This window comes from Streptomyces sp. NPDC020422, assembly GCF_044386705.1.
GTDB lineage: Bacteria > Actinomycetota > Actinomycetes > Streptomycetales > Streptomycetaceae > Streptomyces.
In genome coordinates this window covers 63,755-78,031 of the sequence record NZ_JBIRVJ010000003.1, presented here as the reverse complement: position 1 = coordinate 78,031, position 14,277 = coordinate 63,755, and the positions used below count along the sequence as shown (strand labels likewise).

General features: G+C 75.1%; 13 protein-coding genes. 6 read left to right on the top strand and 7 right to left on the bottom strand.

Annotation, left to right across the window (positions count from 1 at the left end):
* Positions 1–45 precede the first annotated feature (45 nt).
* Both ACH414_RS07855 and fdxA read right to left on the bottom strand, forming a co-directional pair.
* Complete coding sequence (locus ACH414_RS07855; RefSeq protein WP_382547664.1) at positions 46–1,140, bottom strand: bifunctional succinyldiaminopimelate transaminase/glutamate-prephenate aminotransferase; 1,095 nt, start codon at positions 1,138–1,140, stop codon at positions 46–48.
* A gap of 78 nt (positions 1,141–1,218) precedes the next feature.
* The gene (gene fdxA / locus ACH414_RS07850) at positions 1,219–1,539 is read right to left on the bottom strand and encodes a ferredoxin (RefSeq protein ID WP_010474859.1); all 321 of its coding nucleotides are present in this window, start codon (positions 1,537–1,539) and stop codon (positions 1,219–1,221) included.
* Between the two features lie 112 nt (positions 1,540–1,651).
* Between fdxA and ACH414_RS07845 the strand changes: the two genes are divergently transcribed.
* The 5 genes from ACH414_RS07845 to ACH414_RS07825 all read left to right on the top strand — a co-directional run bounded on the left by ACH414_RS07845 (position 1,652) and on the right by ACH414_RS07825 (position 7,055).
* Positions 1,652–2,653 (top strand): GNAT family N-acetyltransferase, encoded by a 1,002-nt coding sequence (locus ACH414_RS07845; RefSeq protein WP_398941194.1) that lies wholly within the window; start codon positions 1,652–1,654, stop codon positions 2,651–2,653.
* Positions 2,650–3,483, top strand: a complete 834-nt coding sequence (locus ACH414_RS07840) for a transglutaminase-like domain-containing protein (RefSeq protein ID WP_391769523.1) — start codon at positions 2,650–2,652, stop codon at positions 3,481–3,483. The genes ACH414_RS07845 and ACH414_RS07840 overlap by 4 nt, the downstream gene beginning before the upstream one ends.
* Before the next feature lie 81 nt (positions 3,484–3,564).
* Positions 3,565–5,175 carry a serine/threonine-protein kinase gene (locus ACH414_RS07835; protein WP_382547670.1) on the top strand — a complete coding sequence of 537 codons (1,611 nt, stop codon included), beginning with the start codon at positions 3,565–3,567 and terminating at the stop codon, positions 5,173–5,175.
* On the top strand, positions 5,172–6,743 hold the full coding sequence (locus tag ACH414_RS07830; protein WP_386565988.1) for a serine/threonine-protein kinase: 1,572 nt from the start codon (positions 5,172–5,174) through the stop codon (positions 6,741–6,743). The genes ACH414_RS07835 and ACH414_RS07830 overlap by 4 nt, the downstream gene beginning before the upstream one ends.
* Positions 6,744–6,830: 87 nt before the next feature.
* Positions 6,831–7,055, top strand: coding sequence for a hypothetical protein (locus tag ACH414_RS07825; protein ID WP_382547674.1), 225 nt, complete (start codon positions 6,831–6,833; stop codon positions 7,053–7,055).
* A 36-nt stretch (positions 7,056–7,091) separates the two neighbouring features.
* Here the strand turns inward: ACH414_RS07825 and ACH414_RS07820 are convergent, their stop codons facing one another.
* The 4 genes from ACH414_RS07820 to ACH414_RS07805 form a co-directional block, all read right to left on the bottom strand.
* Complete coding sequence (locus ACH414_RS07820) at positions 7,092–9,023, bottom strand: hypothetical protein (RefSeq protein ID WP_398941190.1); 1,932 nt, start codon at positions 9,021–9,023, stop codon at positions 7,092–7,094.
* A gap of 324 nt (positions 9,024–9,347) precedes the next feature.
* The gene (locus tag ACH414_RS07815) at positions 9,348–9,692 is read right to left on the bottom strand and encodes a DUF6113 family protein (RefSeq protein ID WP_382547678.1); all 345 of its coding nucleotides are present in this window, start codon (positions 9,690–9,692) and stop codon (positions 9,348–9,350) included.
* Complete coding sequence (gene mshB / locus ACH414_RS07810; RefSeq protein WP_382547680.1) at positions 9,689–10,579, bottom strand: N-acetyl-1-D-myo-inositol-2-amino-2-deoxy-alpha-D-glucopyranoside deacetylase; 891 nt, start codon at positions 10,577–10,579, stop codon at positions 9,689–9,691. The genes ACH414_RS07815 and mshB overlap by 4 nt, the downstream gene beginning before the upstream one ends.
* A gap of 17 nt (positions 10,580–10,596) precedes the next feature.
* Positions 10,597–10,791, bottom strand: coding sequence for a hypothetical protein (locus ACH414_RS07805; protein ID WP_046911704.1), 195 nt, complete (start codon positions 10,789–10,791; stop codon positions 10,597–10,599).
* 155 nt (positions 10,792–10,946) lie between these two features.
* On the opposite strand from ACH414_RS07805, the gene ACH414_RS07800 reads away from it, so the two are divergent.
* The gene (locus tag ACH414_RS07800) at positions 10,947–13,103 is read left to right on the top strand and encodes a prolyl oligopeptidase family serine peptidase (RefSeq protein ID WP_398941189.1); all 2,157 of its coding nucleotides are present in this window, start codon (positions 10,947–10,949) and stop codon (positions 13,101–13,103) included.
* Between the two features lie 107 nt (positions 13,104–13,210).
* Here ACH414_RS07800 and ACH414_RS07795 read toward each other — a convergent pair whose 3' ends face one another.
* On the bottom strand, positions 13,211–14,143 hold the full coding sequence (locus tag ACH414_RS07795) for a hypothetical protein (protein WP_391769528.1): 933 nt from the start codon (positions 14,141–14,143) through the stop codon (positions 13,211–13,213).
* Positions 14,144–14,277: the final 134 nt, after the last annotated feature.

The window sequence follows — 14,277 nt, the reverse complement described above, 5'->3', positions numbered from 1 at the left end:
GGGAGCACCGTCCCCCGGGCCCTCACTCATGCGGCGGGGCCTGGCTCAGCCCAGGCGCTTGACGGCGGCCTCGACCCGCTCGTCGGTCGCCGTGAAGGCCACCCGCACGAAGCGCTCGCCCGCCTCGCCGTAGAAGTCGCCGGGCGCCACGAGGACGCCCTTCTCCGCCAGGTAGGCCACCGTGTCCCAGCACGGCTCGTCGCGGGTCGCCCACAGGTAGAGGCTGGCCTCGCTGTGCTCGATGCGGAAGCCGTGCGCCTCCAGGGCCGCGCGCAGGGCGGCGCGCCGGGCCGCGTACCGCTCGCGCTGCTCCGCCACGTGGGCGTCGTCGCCGAGCGCGGCGACCGTGGCCGCCTGGACCGGGGCGGCCGTCATCATGCCGCCGTGCTTGCGGATCGCGAGCAGCTCGCCGAGGACTGCCGGGTCGCCCGCGATGAACGCGGCGCGGTAGCCGGCCAGGTTCGAGCGCTTGGAGAGCGAGTGGACGGCGACGATCCCCTCGTACGAGCCGCCGGACACGTCCGGGTGCAGCACGGAGACCGGGTCGGCCTCCCAGCCCAGCTCCAGGTAGCACTCGTCGGAGAAGACCAGGACGCCGTGCTCGCGCGCCCAGGCCACGATCCGGGCCAGCTCGTCCTTGCCCAGGACCTTGCCGGTCGGGTTGGACGGGGAGTTGAGCCAGAGCAGCTTCAGACCGGCCGGGTCGAGCGCGGTCGGGTCGTCGTAGACGACGGGCTCCGCGCCGCACAGCCGGGCGCCCACCTCGTACGTCGGGTAGGCGAGCCGCGGGTAGGCGACCTTGTCGCCGGCGCCGAGGCCGAGCTGGGTCGGCAGCCAGGCGACCAGCTCCTTGGAGCCGACCACGGGCAGCACGTTCTCGTGGGCGAAGCCGGTGGCGCCCAGGCGCCGCTCGCACCAGCCGGTGAGCGCGTCGCGCAGTTCCTTCGTACCCCACACCGTGGGATAGCCCGGCGAGTCCGCCGCCGCGACCAGGGCGTCCTGGATCAGCGCGGGGACGGGGTCGACGGGGGTGCCCACGGACAGGTCGACGATCCCGTCGGGATGGGCGGAAGCGGTCGCCTTGTAGGGCTCCAGCTTGTCCCAGGGGAAGACGGGAAGACGCGAAGAGACGGCGCTCACGGGTTGGCTCCTGGTTGGTACGCGATACGCGTCGGTCCCGTACAGCGGGCGATGCCGTACGGGACCGAGGGCGGATGATCAGCCGTTCTGCGGCGGCAGGGCGGCGATGAAGGGGTGGTCGCGCTCGATCAGGCCGAGCTTGGAGGCACCACCGGGCGAACCCAGCTCGTCGAAGAACTCGACGTTCGCCTTGTAGTAGTCCTTCCACTCCTCCGGGGTGTCGTCCTCGTAGAAGATCGCCTCCACCGGACAGACCGGCTCACAGGCCCCGCAGTCGACGCACTCGTCCGGGTGGATGTACAAGGACCGCTGGCCCTCGTAGATGCAGTCGACGGGGCACTCCTCGATGCACGCCTTGTCCTTGACGTCGACACAAGGCTGCGCGATGACGTAGGTCACGCTGTCGTTCCTCCTCGATAGGGCTGGTCTGCGCGGGAGCGCGGTGTCGTCGATGCCCGCCCCTAGTATCTCCGTTCTTGGGGACGATCCGAACAGGAGGGGCTAAGAAGCTGTGGAATTCGCCGGTGGAGGACGTCTCGAAGTGCGCATTACCGCCGCTGACGTGGGAAAACGCGTCTCTGTTCGGTACGTGACGGACTCGGGTGTGGCGGGTGGGAGGTTCACCGACGCGGTCGGCGTTCTCACATCGTGGGAATCCGGTGTGCTGCTGATCACACGCAGGAACGGTGAGGGCGTCCGTATCGCGGAATCCGCCCTCGTCGCGGGCAAGGTCGTCCCCGCCGCCCCGGCCCGCCGCCGCGGCCCCTCCGCGACGTTCCCCGAGCTCGCCCGCGCCACCGCCCGCGCCTGGCAGCCGGTGGAGAGCGAGCGGCTCGGCGAGTGGACCCTGCGGGCCTCCGCCGGATTCACCCGGCGGGCCAACTCGGTGCTGCCGCTGGGCGATCCCGGGCTTCCCCTGGACGCCGCCCTCGACCGCGTACGGGAGTGGTACGCGGCCCGGGAACTGCCCGCCTACGTCCAGACCGCCACCGGCGCCGAGGGCGCCCAGGAACTGCTCGGCGCCGAGCTGGAGCGGCGCGCGTGGCGGCGCGAGGTCTCCGCCGAGGTGCGGATCGCGGCGCTCGCCCCGATCGGCGACATCGACGCCGACGTGTCCGCCGTCCGGCTCGCCCGCTCCTTCGACGAGGACTGGCTGCGCCGCTACCAGCGCTTCGGCACGCCGGGCCCGGAGGTCCTGAAGGTGCTCGGCAGCGGCCCCAGTGTGTGGTTCGCCTCCGTACCGGGCACGGAAGACATACCGGCGGCGATCGGCCGCTGCGTGGTGGACGGACGCTGGGCCGGGTTCATGGCCGTGGAGGTCGCCCCCGCGGAGCGGCGCCGCGGCCTCGCCACGACCGTCATGACGGCGCTCGCCCGCCGGGCGCTCGACGAGGGCGCGTCGGCCGCCTGGCTCCAGGTGGAGACGGACAACGACGGCGCGCGGGCGCTCTACGAGGGGATGGGCTTCGCCGTCCATCACCACTACCACCACTACCGATGGACGGGCGCATGACGGACTGGCGGCGGGAGTTCGCGGAGGAGGCCAGGGCCGAGCAGCCCGACCTCGCCCGCCTCTGCCTGCTGGTCGGCGCGGTGGCCGACCCGTCGGTGACCCAGGCCGACCTGGACGCGGCCGAGATCGAGCTCGACCGGCTCGCCGGGCTCGTGCCGTACGGGACGCGCGCAGCCGACGCCTGGGTCGCCGCGCTCTCCGAGCTCCTCGGGCGCCGCGAGGGCTTCCAGGGCGTGCCCGCCGACTACCAGCGGCTGGAGTCCTCCCTCCTGCACGAGGTGCTGCGGCGCCGACGCGGTCTGCCGATCCTGCTCTCGGTGGTGTGGATGGAGGTCGCCCGCCGGGCCGGGGCGCACGTCTACGGCCTGGGCCTGCCCGGCCACTTCGTCGTCGGCTTCGGCGACCCGGGCGACGTCGACCTCGACCGCCTGTGCCTCGCCGACCCCTTCGCCGGCGGGCGGGCGATGACCGGCGCCGACGCGGAACTCCTCGTCGCGGGCGCCACCGGCGAGGCGCTCGACCCCTCGATGCTGCGCCCCGCCTCGCCGACCGCGATCGTGCTGCGGGTCCTCAACAACATCCGCGCCTGGGCGACCGCGCGCCCCGAGCGCTCCGACGTCGCCCTGTGGGCGGTCGACCTCTCCCTGATGCTGCCCTCCCACCCGGCCCGGCTGCGCTACGAGCGGGCCGAGCTGCTCGTCCAGCGCGGCGACTTCCTCACCGGGGCGGCCGAGATGGAGGCGTACGCGACGGTCATGGACGCGGTGGAGCCGAGCGCCGCCGAGACCATCCGGCAGCGGGCCAGGGCCGCCCGGGCACTGCTGAACTGAGCAGGCCGCCCCGCCGCCGAACGGCCCCTGCCGGTAGGCTCCTTCGCGTCTTCGGGGGAGGACGTCTTCGGGGGAGGATGCATGCAGTCAGTCGGGGCCGACGATCCCGCCCAGGTGGGGCCGTTCCGGATCGTCGCCGTGCTCGGCCAGGGCGGGATGGGCCGGGTGCTGCTCGGCGCCGCGGCGGACGGGCGCCTCGTCGCCGTCAAGCGGGTGCACGCGGACCTGGCCGAGGACGGCGGGTTCAGGGCGCGCTTCCGGCGCGAGGTGGACGCCTCGCGCAGGGTGTCCGGGGCCTACACCGCGCCCGTCGTCGACGCCGACCCGGACGCCCCGACGCCCTGGCTCGCCTCGCTCTACCTGCCGGGGCCCACGCTCGGCGAGGCCGTGGAGACGCTGGGCCCGCTCGGCGAGGGGTCGGTCAGGACGCTGGCCGCGGGGCTCGCGCGGGCCCTGGCGGACATCCACCGGGCCGGACTCGTGCACCGGGACCTGAAGCCGTCGAACGTGCTGCTCGCCGAGGACGGGGTGCGGGTGCTGGACTTCGGCATCGCCCGGGCCGCCGACCACGAGACGAGGCTGACCCACACCGGCGCGCTGATCGGCTCCCCCGCCTTCATGTCGCCGGAGCAGGTGCGCGGCGAGCGGCCGGGGCCGGCGAGCGACGTGTTCTCGCTGGGCGTCACGCTGGCCGTCGCCGCGACCGGCCGCACCCCCTACGCCGGGGCCTCGCCGCTGGCCGTGATGCACGCCGTCGCCCACGAGGCCCCCGACCTCGGCGCCGTACCGCCCTCGCTGCGCGGGCTCGTCGGCGCGTGCCTCGCCCCGGAGCCCGGGCTTCGGCCCACGCCGGAGGAGCTGCTCGCCCTGGTCGGCCGGGTGGAGCCCGCGGCACGGCCCTGGCCGGAGGGCGTGCACCGGCGGATCGGGGAGCAGACCGCGGAGGTCGGACGTCGCGTCCGCGCCCTGCCGGCGCCGGCGGTCTTCGAGCACGGGGCCTTCGCCTCCGCCGGTGCGCCGGCCGACCCCGCCGTCGCGACGACGCCCGCCACCGCCCGCGCGACCCGGCGTCGGCGCCGATGGCTCGCCGCCGCCGTCACGGCCGGGGTGCTCGCCGTCACCGGTGGGGTGCTCGCGGCGACGGGCGTGGCCGCCGACCTCTACTACACGGTGGTGCCGGAGCCCGTGCCGACGCCGGGGAACGTGCCGCTGAGCCAGGTCGCCGACAAGTACGCCGCGCCCCTCCCCGCCTGCAAGGAGCTCTACGCCAAGGTGAAGGCGCCGACCGGCTTCACCCCCTTCCCGGTCGGCAAGGACGGCGGGGCGGCGGGGACCCAGTACGACGGCTCCTGGACCGACCAGTGCACCTGGAACAGCCGCTCCGGCGACGAGATCTCCGTCGGCCTCACCCTCTACCAGGGCAAGAGCGGCGCCCCCACCGGTGCCGAACTGGCCAAGCGCCGGCACGAGGGCTACTACCTGCGCGGCGACACCGCGCGCGTCTACGACCTGCCCTTCCTGGAGGAGGCCCTCTGGTACAAGCCCGACGGCAACCGCTGCGTGCTGTACGGCCGGGACGTGAACATGGACCTGTTCGTGCTGGTGCAGGGCCCCCACTACCCCGTGGGCCGCTGTGAGGCGCTCACCGAGGAGACCGGTCGGCAGGTCATGGCGGCGGTGAGCCCCCGATGACCCGGCCGCTGCGCCCCGGTGAGCCGCGCGAGGCGGGACCGTACCGGCTGCTCGCCGAGCTCGGCCGCGGCGGGATGGGGCGGGTGCTGCTCGGCGCCGGGCCCGACGGGCGGCTGGCCGCCGTGAAGCAGGTGCACGCCCGGCTCGCCGCCGACGAGAACTTCCGGGCCCGGTTCCGGCGCGAGGTCGACGCCTCCCGCCGGGTCTCCGGCGCGTGCACGGCGCCCGTCATGGACGCCGACACCGAAGCGGACCCGCCCTGGTACGCCTCGGTGTTCGTCGCCGGGCCCTCGCTCGGGGCAGCCGTGGAGCGCACCGGCACCCTGCCCGTGGAGAGCGCCCGGCGGCTGGCCGTCGGGCTGGCGACGGCGCTCGACGAGATCCACCGGGCCGGGCTCGTCCACCGCGACCTCAAACCGGAGAACGTGCTGCTCGCCGAGGACGGCGTCCGGGTCATCGACTTCGGCATCGCCCGGGCGGCCGAGGCCGGGCACGCCACCGAGCTCACCGGCACCGGGCACGTCGTGGGCTCGCCCCCGTTCATGTCGCCGGAGCAGGCGGAGGGGAAGGAACTCGGCCCGGCGAGCGACGTGTTCTCGCTGGGCTCCGTGCTGGCGCTCGCCTCGACCGGCACCAGCCCCTTCGCCGGGCCCTCGGCCCTCCAGGCGCTCTACAACGTCGTCCACACCGAGCCGGAGCTCGGCGCCGTACCGTCCGAGCTGCGCGGGCTCGTGGCCGCGTGCCTGGCCAAGGACCCGGCGGCCCGGCCGACCCCGGCGCAGCTGCTCGCCGCCCTGGGCCCCGCCTCGCCGGTCGTCCGGCCCTGGCCGCCCGCGGTGCACGCGATGATCGCCGACCAGCAGGCGGCCGTGGCGGCCCTCCTCGACCGGGGCGGGGACCCGGAGCGCACGGTGGTGCTGCCGCCGGGCGGGAGCGCGGCCCCGACCGCCGTCGCCACCGTGGTGGCCGGTCCCTCCCCCGCGCCCGCCCGGTCGCGCCGCCGCGGCGCGCTCGCCGCCGCGGCCCTCGCCCTGTGCGTGCTGGGCGCCGGGGCCTGGTGGTACGCGCGGGACGGCGGAGCGGGCGGACCTGCGGACCGGTACGTGACGATGCCGGTCTGCGCGGAGGTCGCCGGGAGGCTGCCGCTGCCCGTACAGGAGCACGTGCCGGACCGGGACGGGTACACCGAGTACTCCGACCGGGCCGACAGCAGCTGTTCGTGGGCGGTCCGGGACGCGACGCAGGCGGACGGCTGGGCGTACTACGCCCATGCGGTGGTCCGCTGGGAGCTGCGCCGCACCGTGGGCACGGACGAGAACGCCACCGAGGCGCAGGAGGAGGAGTTCGCCCGCAGCGCCGAGGGCGAGCGGCCCGCGAGCGGCGTCCCCTTCGCCGACGAGGCCTTCTGGAGCGCTCCGCGCAACGCGCAGACCACGTGCACGCTGTACGTCCGCAAGGGGAACCTGCTGGTGTACGTGTCCCTGGGCGGCGAGCGGCACCCGGCCGAGGGCTGCGAGGCGGAGGCCGTGAGGATCTCCGCCGCGGCGGTGGCGGCGATGCCGGGATGAGCCCGTAGGGCGTGTACCGCTTCGGGGGCGGCGCGATCCACGCCACTGTGGGAGCGGAACCCCACAGCAACGAGCGGAAGGCGCGCGATGGAAACCCCCCACGGTCCCGGCAGCTTCGTCGCCCACACGGGCACCGACGTCTACGGTCCCGGCAAGGTCATCGGTGTGGACGGGCGGCACCGGCGGGTGCGGTTCGTGCACTACGTGGCGACGGTGCGGGCCGAGGACCTGCGGGCGGCGACCTCCGCCGAGACCAGGCAGATCAAGGCGTGGCTGCGGGAGCGCAAGGCGCGGTACGGGGGCGACTGGTAGTCCGTCCCCGTACCGCGGTGTCCGGTGTGCCGGGCGTCAGCCCTCGCCGTCGAGGTCGATCGTCTTGGTGCGCTCGGCGAGGCCCTTGCCGCGCAGCGCGTCACGCATCACGAAGGCGACGTCGTCGGCGGAGACCTCGTGCTTGCTGCCGTCGCCCTTGGTGATCATGATGCCGTCGAAGACGCCGTCGAGCAGCTCGGTGATCGCCTTCTTGTTGTAGACCTCGACCAGCCTGCCGTCGACGGCCCGCATGGAGAGGATCTTCGGCAGCGAGCGGGCCGGTCCGAAGTCGATCTGCTTCGTGCCCGCCTTGATCCGGATGACGCCGGACATCGCGGGCTCGGCGAACTCCTTCATCGCCCGGTCGAGCTCGGCCTTGGTGATGGTGGGCTGCCGGGTGACGACCGGGAGGGCGACGGCCTTCGCCGTGCCCGTCTCGACCTGGGTCCGGTAGGCGTCCTTCACGGCGATCATCGAGCGCTGCACGTCCAGGCCCTTGCCCGGCTTGCCCTCGACCGCGGTGACCTTGCCCGGGCTGAAGAGGATCGTGCCCTCGGTCGCCGAGCCGGAGCTGCCGGCCAGGTCCGTGAGGGCGACGCCCAGCTTCTCCTCGTCGACCGGGAAGACCGGCTCGGCGACCCGCTCGCCGCCGAAGAGGGAGCCGATGACCGAGACGGGGTTGTAGTCGCTGCCGGCCGCGCCGCGCACGGTGGCCTGCGTGTCGAGGCCGAGGCCGGCCTTGTCGGGGGCGAGCTCGGCCTGCTTGCCGCCGACGTCGAGCCGGAGCGGGGCGTGGGCGCGCTTGCCGAGGGCCGCCTCCAGCTTGTTGACGGCCTCCTCCTTCGTACCGCCGCCGATGTCCACGCCGAGCACGGTGGTGCCCTTGGGGACGTCCGAGTGGTTGAGGAGGAGTCCGGCGCCGTAGGCGACACCGGCGAGGCCGATCACGCCGACACCGGCCAGGACCAGCTTGGAGCGGCCCTTCTTGGCGGGGGCCGGGGCGGGCTTGCGGGCCGGGGCGGGGGCGGGCGCCGGGGCGGGCTCGTCGTATCCGCCGGGGCCGGCCGGTCCGTCGAAGGAGTCGTAGCCGCCGCCGTCGAACGGCGCCTCGTGCCGCTCGGGGATGCGCGGGGTGAGGTCCGGGCGGGGGGCCGCGGCCGGCGGGACGACCGGGATGCCGCTGGTGAGCGTGTCGCCCGAGATGTGGGGGGCGCCGTCGGCCGGGCCCGGGAAGGGCGCCGGGGTCTGCGGCGTCAGGATCGCGGTGTCGTCCGACAGGTGCGGCATGCCCGGCGCCTGGGGCGCGGGGGCACCGCCCTGCCGGGGGCCGGGACCGACGACCGGGCTGCTGCCGGTGACGCCGGTGGTCGGGCCGGAGGGCGGGGTGACGGCCGGCGTGCCGCCCGCGGGCGTGTGGCCGGGGCCGACGTCGTAGAGCGGGTTGCCCGCGCCGGGGTCGAAGACCGGCGTGCCGCCGGCGGGCGTGTGGCCAGCGCCGCCGCCCGTGAGGGGCGTGACGATCGGCATGCTCTGGGTGGTGCTCGCGGCCGACGGGACGCCGTCGGAGGCCGAGCCGCCGGCGAAGCCGGGAGCGGCGGCGCCCGGGGTGGGCGCCGGGGCCGCGACCGGGCCGGACGCCGGGGCGGTAGGGGCCGGGGCGGCGGCGGGCTTCGGGGCGGGGGCCGGCTTGCGCGGGGCGAACCAGTCGCTGGTGGGCTTCTCCTCGGCCCGGGGCGGCTCGGCCGCGGCGGCCGGCTCCGGCTCGGGCACCGGTTCGGGGCGGGGCGGCTCGGGCTCCGCGGGCGCCGGGGACGGGGCCTCGGCACCGCCGGCCTCGGCGACCGGCTTGCGGACGACCACGGGCGGGATCGGCCGCGAACCCGGGATGTTGATCCGGATACGGGTCGTCAGCGTGGTCTCGGTCTTGGGCTCCTCCGGCGGTGCGGAGGCCGCGGGGGCCTCCTCCATCGCCTCCTGGCCCGGGCGGAGCCCGTACGGAGGGGTGCCCGAGGGGTACGCGGCCCCGCCGCGCGCCTGGGCGCCGGAGGACGAACTGTCAGTCTCTCGACCAGTTTCACGACTCAAAGCAGGATCTCCCGGTTGGCTCCGCCGCCCGCTCTTGCTGATGCTCGTGCTGATCGGGGCGGTCGACGGCGCGCACCACCATACTGGCCGCCGCCGATCCGTACCCGATCCGGCGTGGATCGGCCATGGGCATTCCGGCCGAAGTCAGGACGGGCCGGGGGATGTCCGGCCCGTCCGGCCGGACCGGGGCGGGTCAAGTCGGCCTGTTCACGGGGCCGGTCGGGAGAACCGGGTCATCGTGGCGCACATCACAGCGAGGGCCATGCCGCCGAGCAGGAAGACCATCTCCCCGAGTCCGCCGCCGAAGAGCCCGTCGCCCTCGGGGCGTCCGAAGCTGAGCACCACGATGGCGAGCAGCCAGCCGCCGCCGGAGGCGGCGACGCCCAGCTGGGTGCCGGTGGCGATCCGCCCGCCGTAGAAGACGGCGGCGGAGGCGAGCAGGGCCAGGAGCAATCCGGCCGGGAACCAGGCCGCTTGGACCAGGGAGCCGGCGGCCCCGACGAGGGCGCCGAGGACGACGAGCACCGCGTACCAGACGTAACGCCCCTTCACGAGACGACTCCGGCGAACAGGTCGGTCTCGCGTTCGCCCGTGGGCGCGCCGGACGTGCCGTGGACCAACTCGTAGTACTCGGTGGTGAAGATCGGCTGGCCCAGGTCGTTCGAGAGGGCGAAGAAGGTCCCGTCCACGGCGATTTGGGTGGCGTGCGCGGCCATGGCGGCGGTCTTGCGGGCCGCGTGGGCGCTGCCGCCGTCGATCTCCGCGGTGATCCGGGACTCCTCGACGACGCCGGGGAGGTCGTCGATCCGGGCCGCGGCGGGGAAGGCGGAGCCCTCGGCGCGCAGCCGCTCGAAGCCGGCCTCGGCGACCGGGCGCGGGATCCGGTTCCAGTAGATCTTGGCGATCTCGTGGGCGGGTCCGAGCTCGGGCCGGTAGCCGGGGTCGGCGGCCAGTTCGGCGGCACGGGTGGCGACCCGGTGGGCCTGGATGTGGTCGGGGTGGCCGTAGCCGCCGTCGGGGTCGTAGGTGACGAGGACCTGCGGCCGGGTCTCGCGGATGATCTCGACCAGGTACGGCGCGGCGGTGTCGACGTCCGTGTTCCAGAAGGCGTTCGGGCGCAGGTTCTGCTCGGCGCCCATCATCCCGGAGTCGCGGAAGCGCCCCCGGCCGCCGAGGAAGCGGTGGTCGGTGACGCCCAGCTCCTTCATCGCGGCGGCGAGTTCGCCGACGCGGTGCTCGCCGAGCCGGTCCTCCCGGTCGGGCGCCAGGTGGGCGAGTGCGGGCGGGATGACCTCGCCCTCCTCGCCCAGGGTGCAGGTGACCAGGGTGACCTGGGCGCCCTCGGCCGCGTACCTGGCCATGGTGGCGCCGTTGTTGATCGACTCGTCGTCCGGGTGGGCGTGCACCAGGAGCAGACGACGGGCAGGGAGAACCGTCATGGCCCCACCCTACGAGGTCAGAACTTCAGGCCGCCGATCATGCTCGCCACGTTGGTGGTGAGGGTGCTGATGGACGGGGCGATGGACGAGCTCGCGAGGTAGAAGCCGAGGAGGGCGCAGATCGCCGCGTGCCCGGCCTTGAGCCCGGATTTCCGGATGAGCAGGAAGACGACGATCGCCAGCAGCACAACCACCGAAATCGAGAGTGCCACGGCGGTTCACCTCCATACTTCTTCGGTCGGACCTTCGGTTGGCATGTGCCAGGGGATGCATACCCACCTAGCGCTACGGATCATAACTATCCGTGCCATCGCATCGATCGGTGTACGGGGGCATGAGGGGGCGCACGGACGCTAGTTTCGGTCACATGACTTCGTCACGAGACTCCCTGTCGTTCCCCCGTCAGTACGCGCGGACGCAGCGTTTCACGCTCGGCGCGCCGCGTGCGTTCAGCGTCTCGCCGGACGGCGAGCGGGTGGTGTTCGTCCGGTCCGCTTCGGGGACGGACCGCTCGCACGGCCTGTGGGTGCTCGACCTGGGCGGTCCCGGCGGTCCCGCCGAGCGGCTCGCGGCCGATCCGGAGGTGCTGCTCGCGGGCGCGGCGGAGGAGCTGTCGGCCGAGGAGCGGGCGCGCCGGGAGCGCAGCCGGGAGGGCTCGGGCGGCATCGTTGCCTATGCGGTGGACGGGGCCGTGGAGTTGGCGGCCTTCGCGCTGTCGGGGCGCCTGTTCACGGCGGAGCTGCGGGCGGGCACGGCGCGCGAACTGCCGGTGCCGGGGCCCGTGGTCGACCCGCGGCCCTCGCCGGACGGACGGTTCGTGGCGTACGCGGCGGGCGGCGCGCTGCGGGTGGCGGGCGCCGACGGGGGCGCCGGGGACCGGGCGCTCGCCGAACCGGAGGCGGAGGGCGTCACGTACGGCCTCGCGGAGTTCGCGGCCTCGGAGGAGATGGGCCGCAGCCGGGGGTACTGGTGGGCGCCGTCCTCGGACCGGCTGCTGGTCGCGCGGGTGGACGAGCGCCCGGTGCGGCGCTGGTGGATCGCCGATCCGGCGCACCCGGAGCGGGCGCCGCACCCGGTGGCGTACCCGGCGGCGGGCACCCCCAACGCGGAGGTCGGCCTCTTCGTGGTGGACCTGGCCGGGGCCCGCACCGAGGTGGTGTGGGACCGGGCGGCGTACCCGTACCTCGCCCGGGCCTCCTGGTCGGGCGACGGGGATCCGCTGCTCCTGGTGCAGGCCAGGGACCAGCGGTCGCAGGCGTATCTGGCGGTCGACCCGGAGTCGGGGGCGACCCGGGTGGTGCGCCGGGAGGAGGACCCGGTGTGGCTGGAGCTGTTCCGGGGGGTCCCGGCCCGGACGCCGGCGGGGGAGCTCGTGCGGATCACCGACGAGGGCGGGGCGCGGGTCCTCGCGGTCGGGGACCGGGCGCTCACCGACGCGGGTCTGCATGTGCGGGCGGTCCTGGACGTGGGTGCGGAAGATGTCCTGATCTCGGCGTCCGCCGGCGAGGCCGCGGGGGCCGCCGGGACGCCTGCGGCTCCCGAGATCGGCGAGATCCATGTGTACCGGGTCGGCGAGCGGGGCGTGGAGCGGGTCTCGGAGGGGGCCGGGGTGCACGGGGCGGTGCGGTGCGGGGCGGTGACGGTGCTGTCCTCGGCGCGGCCGGACGTGCCGGGGACCGTGACGCGGGTGCTGCGGGACGGGAAGGCGGTCGCCGAGGTCGCCTCGTACGCGCAGGTGCCCGGGCTCGCCGCCGGGGTGCGGCTGGTCGAGGGGGGCGCACGGCGGATTCCGTGCGCCGTGCTGCTTCCGTCGGGCTGGTCGGAGGGGGACGGCCCGCTTCCGGTGCTGATGGACCCGTACGGGGGTCCGCACGGGCAGCGGGTGGTCGCCGCGCACAACCCGTATCTGACCTCCCGTTGGTTCGCCGAGCAGGGCTTCGCGGTGATCGTGGCCGACGGGCGCGGCATGCCGGGCCGCTCCCCCGCCTGGGAGAAGTCGGTGAGCCGTGACCTCGTGGGCGCCCTGGACGACCAGGTGGAGGCGCTGCACGCGCTCGCCGGGCGCTTCCCGCTGGACCTCGGGCGGGTGGCCATCCGCGGCTGGTCGTTCGGCGGCTATCTCGCCGGACTGGCCGCGCTGCGCCGCCCGGACGTCTTCCACGCGGCCGTGGTGGGGGCCCCGGTCACCGACTGGCGGCTCTACGACACCCACTACACCGAACGCTATCTGGGGCACCCGGACGAGGAGCCGGCCGTCTACGCGAGGAACTCGCTGCTGACGGACGAGGGACTCACCGAACCGGCGGAGCCCGCCCGGCCGATGATGATCGTGCACGGTCTGGCCGACGACAACGTGGTGATGGCGCACACCCTGCGGCTCTCCTCCGCGCTCCTCGCGGCCGGCCGTCCGCACGAGGTGCTGCCGCTCTCCGGCGTCACGCACATGACGCCGCAGGAACAGGTGGCGGAGAACCTGCTGCTGCTCCAGGTCGACTTCCTGAAGCGCTCGCTGGGCGTGGCCTGACGGGAGCGCTCGCTGGGCGTGGCCTGACGGAAGCGCTCGCTGGGCGTGGCCTGACGGAAGCGCTCGCTGGGCGTGGCCTAACGGGAGCGCTCGCTCGGCGTGCCTGGTCACCAGCCGGGCGGCGGCGTCCCGGGCGGGGCAGGGGGAAGGGCGGCGGCGGGCCGGTAAGGGAGCCGCCGTGGCTCCCCCGGCCGCGCCAGCAGCACCAGGACGGCCGCTCCGGCGAGCACGCCGAACACGGAGGTGAGGACGGAGAGCAGGGCGTCCGGCTCCAGGCCGGGGAAGTGCGCGAACCATCCGGCGCGCAGCGCGGTGGCGACGCCCCCGGTCCCCCAGCCGGCGAGCAGCAGTCCGGCGAGCAGGCCGACCGGGCGGGCGTGCCCGGCGCGGGTGAAGGCGCTGACGGCGGCGGCGAGCAGCAGCAGGATGAGCACGAGGTCCAGCCAGCCGGGCGGGACGGCGAGGGAGGCGAGCAGCAGGGAGCGGCCTCCGGTGAACCGGTCGACGGTGAACTCGAACGGCAGCGCGCTCGCCCAGTGCGCCTCCCAGGCGGCCCAGACCAGGGCGGCCAGCGCGCACAGCGTCCCGGCGGCGACGGCGGGGCCGGTGCGCGGGCGGGCCGGTCCGCCGGTCTCGTCCTCGGCGTCGTCGCGGCGGCCCGCGGCGGCGGTGACGACGAGGCCCGCGGCGAGGGCGAGCGAGAGCAGGGTGGTGACGAGGGCGTCGACGCCGGAGGCCCACAGGCCGGGCAGCCGCAGCGCGAGCGTGGTGAGTCCGGTGACGGCGAGCGCGGGCCCGGCGAGCGAGGAGCGCAGGGCGGCGAACGCGGTGGCGACGTAGGCGACGAGCAGCACGGGTTCGACGAGCGAGGTGGCGGCCCTGCGGCGGAGCAGGAAGGCGCGGTCCCCCGCCCAGTACCAGAGCAGTTCGGAGGGCGACCGGAAGGCGGCGAGGTCGCTCAGCAGCCAGACGACGATGACGAGGGCGAGTGCGGCGCACAGGGCGGCGCCGGTGAGACGTGCCGTTCGTGTCACAGTCACGGGGCCGATACTCACGGTCGCCATCGGCCGAAACAAGCGGTTCCGCATATGCGGGGGGATTGTGCGTCAAGTCGCTTCGGCGGGCGACCGGCCGGGGCGACATGGCGCGCCCCGGCCGGTCGAACGGCACCCGC

Bases quoted from the DNA above. Each gene is read 5' to 3' on its own strand.
- ACH414_RS07840 (WP_391769523.1), top strand. From the start codon at position 2,650: ATGACGGACTGGCGGCGGGAGTTCGCGGAGGAGGCCAGGGCCGAGCAG.
- ACH414_RS07835 (WP_382547670.1), top strand. From the start codon at position 3,565: ATGCAGTCAGTCGGGGCCGACGATCCCGCCCAGGTGGGGCCGTTCCGG.
- ACH414_RS07830 (WP_386565988.1), top strand. From the start codon at position 5,172: ATGACCCGGCCGCTGCGCCCCGGTGAGCCGCGCGAGGCGGGACCGTAC.
- ACH414_RS07825 (WP_382547674.1), top strand. From the start codon at position 6,831: ATGGAAACCCCCCACGGTCCCGGCAGCTTCGTCGCCCACACGGGCACC.
- ACH414_RS07820 (WP_398941190.1), bottom strand. From the start codon at position 9,023: ATGGAGGAGGCCCCCGCGGCCTCCGCACCGCCGGAGGAGCCCAAGACC.
- mshB (WP_382547680.1), bottom strand. From the start codon at position 10,579: ATGACGGTTCTCCCTGCCCGTCGTCTGCTCCTGGTGCACGCCCACCCG.
- ACH414_RS07800 (WP_398941189.1), top strand. From the start codon at position 10,947: ATGACTTCGTCACGAGACTCCCTGTCGTTCCCCCGTCAGTACGCGCGG.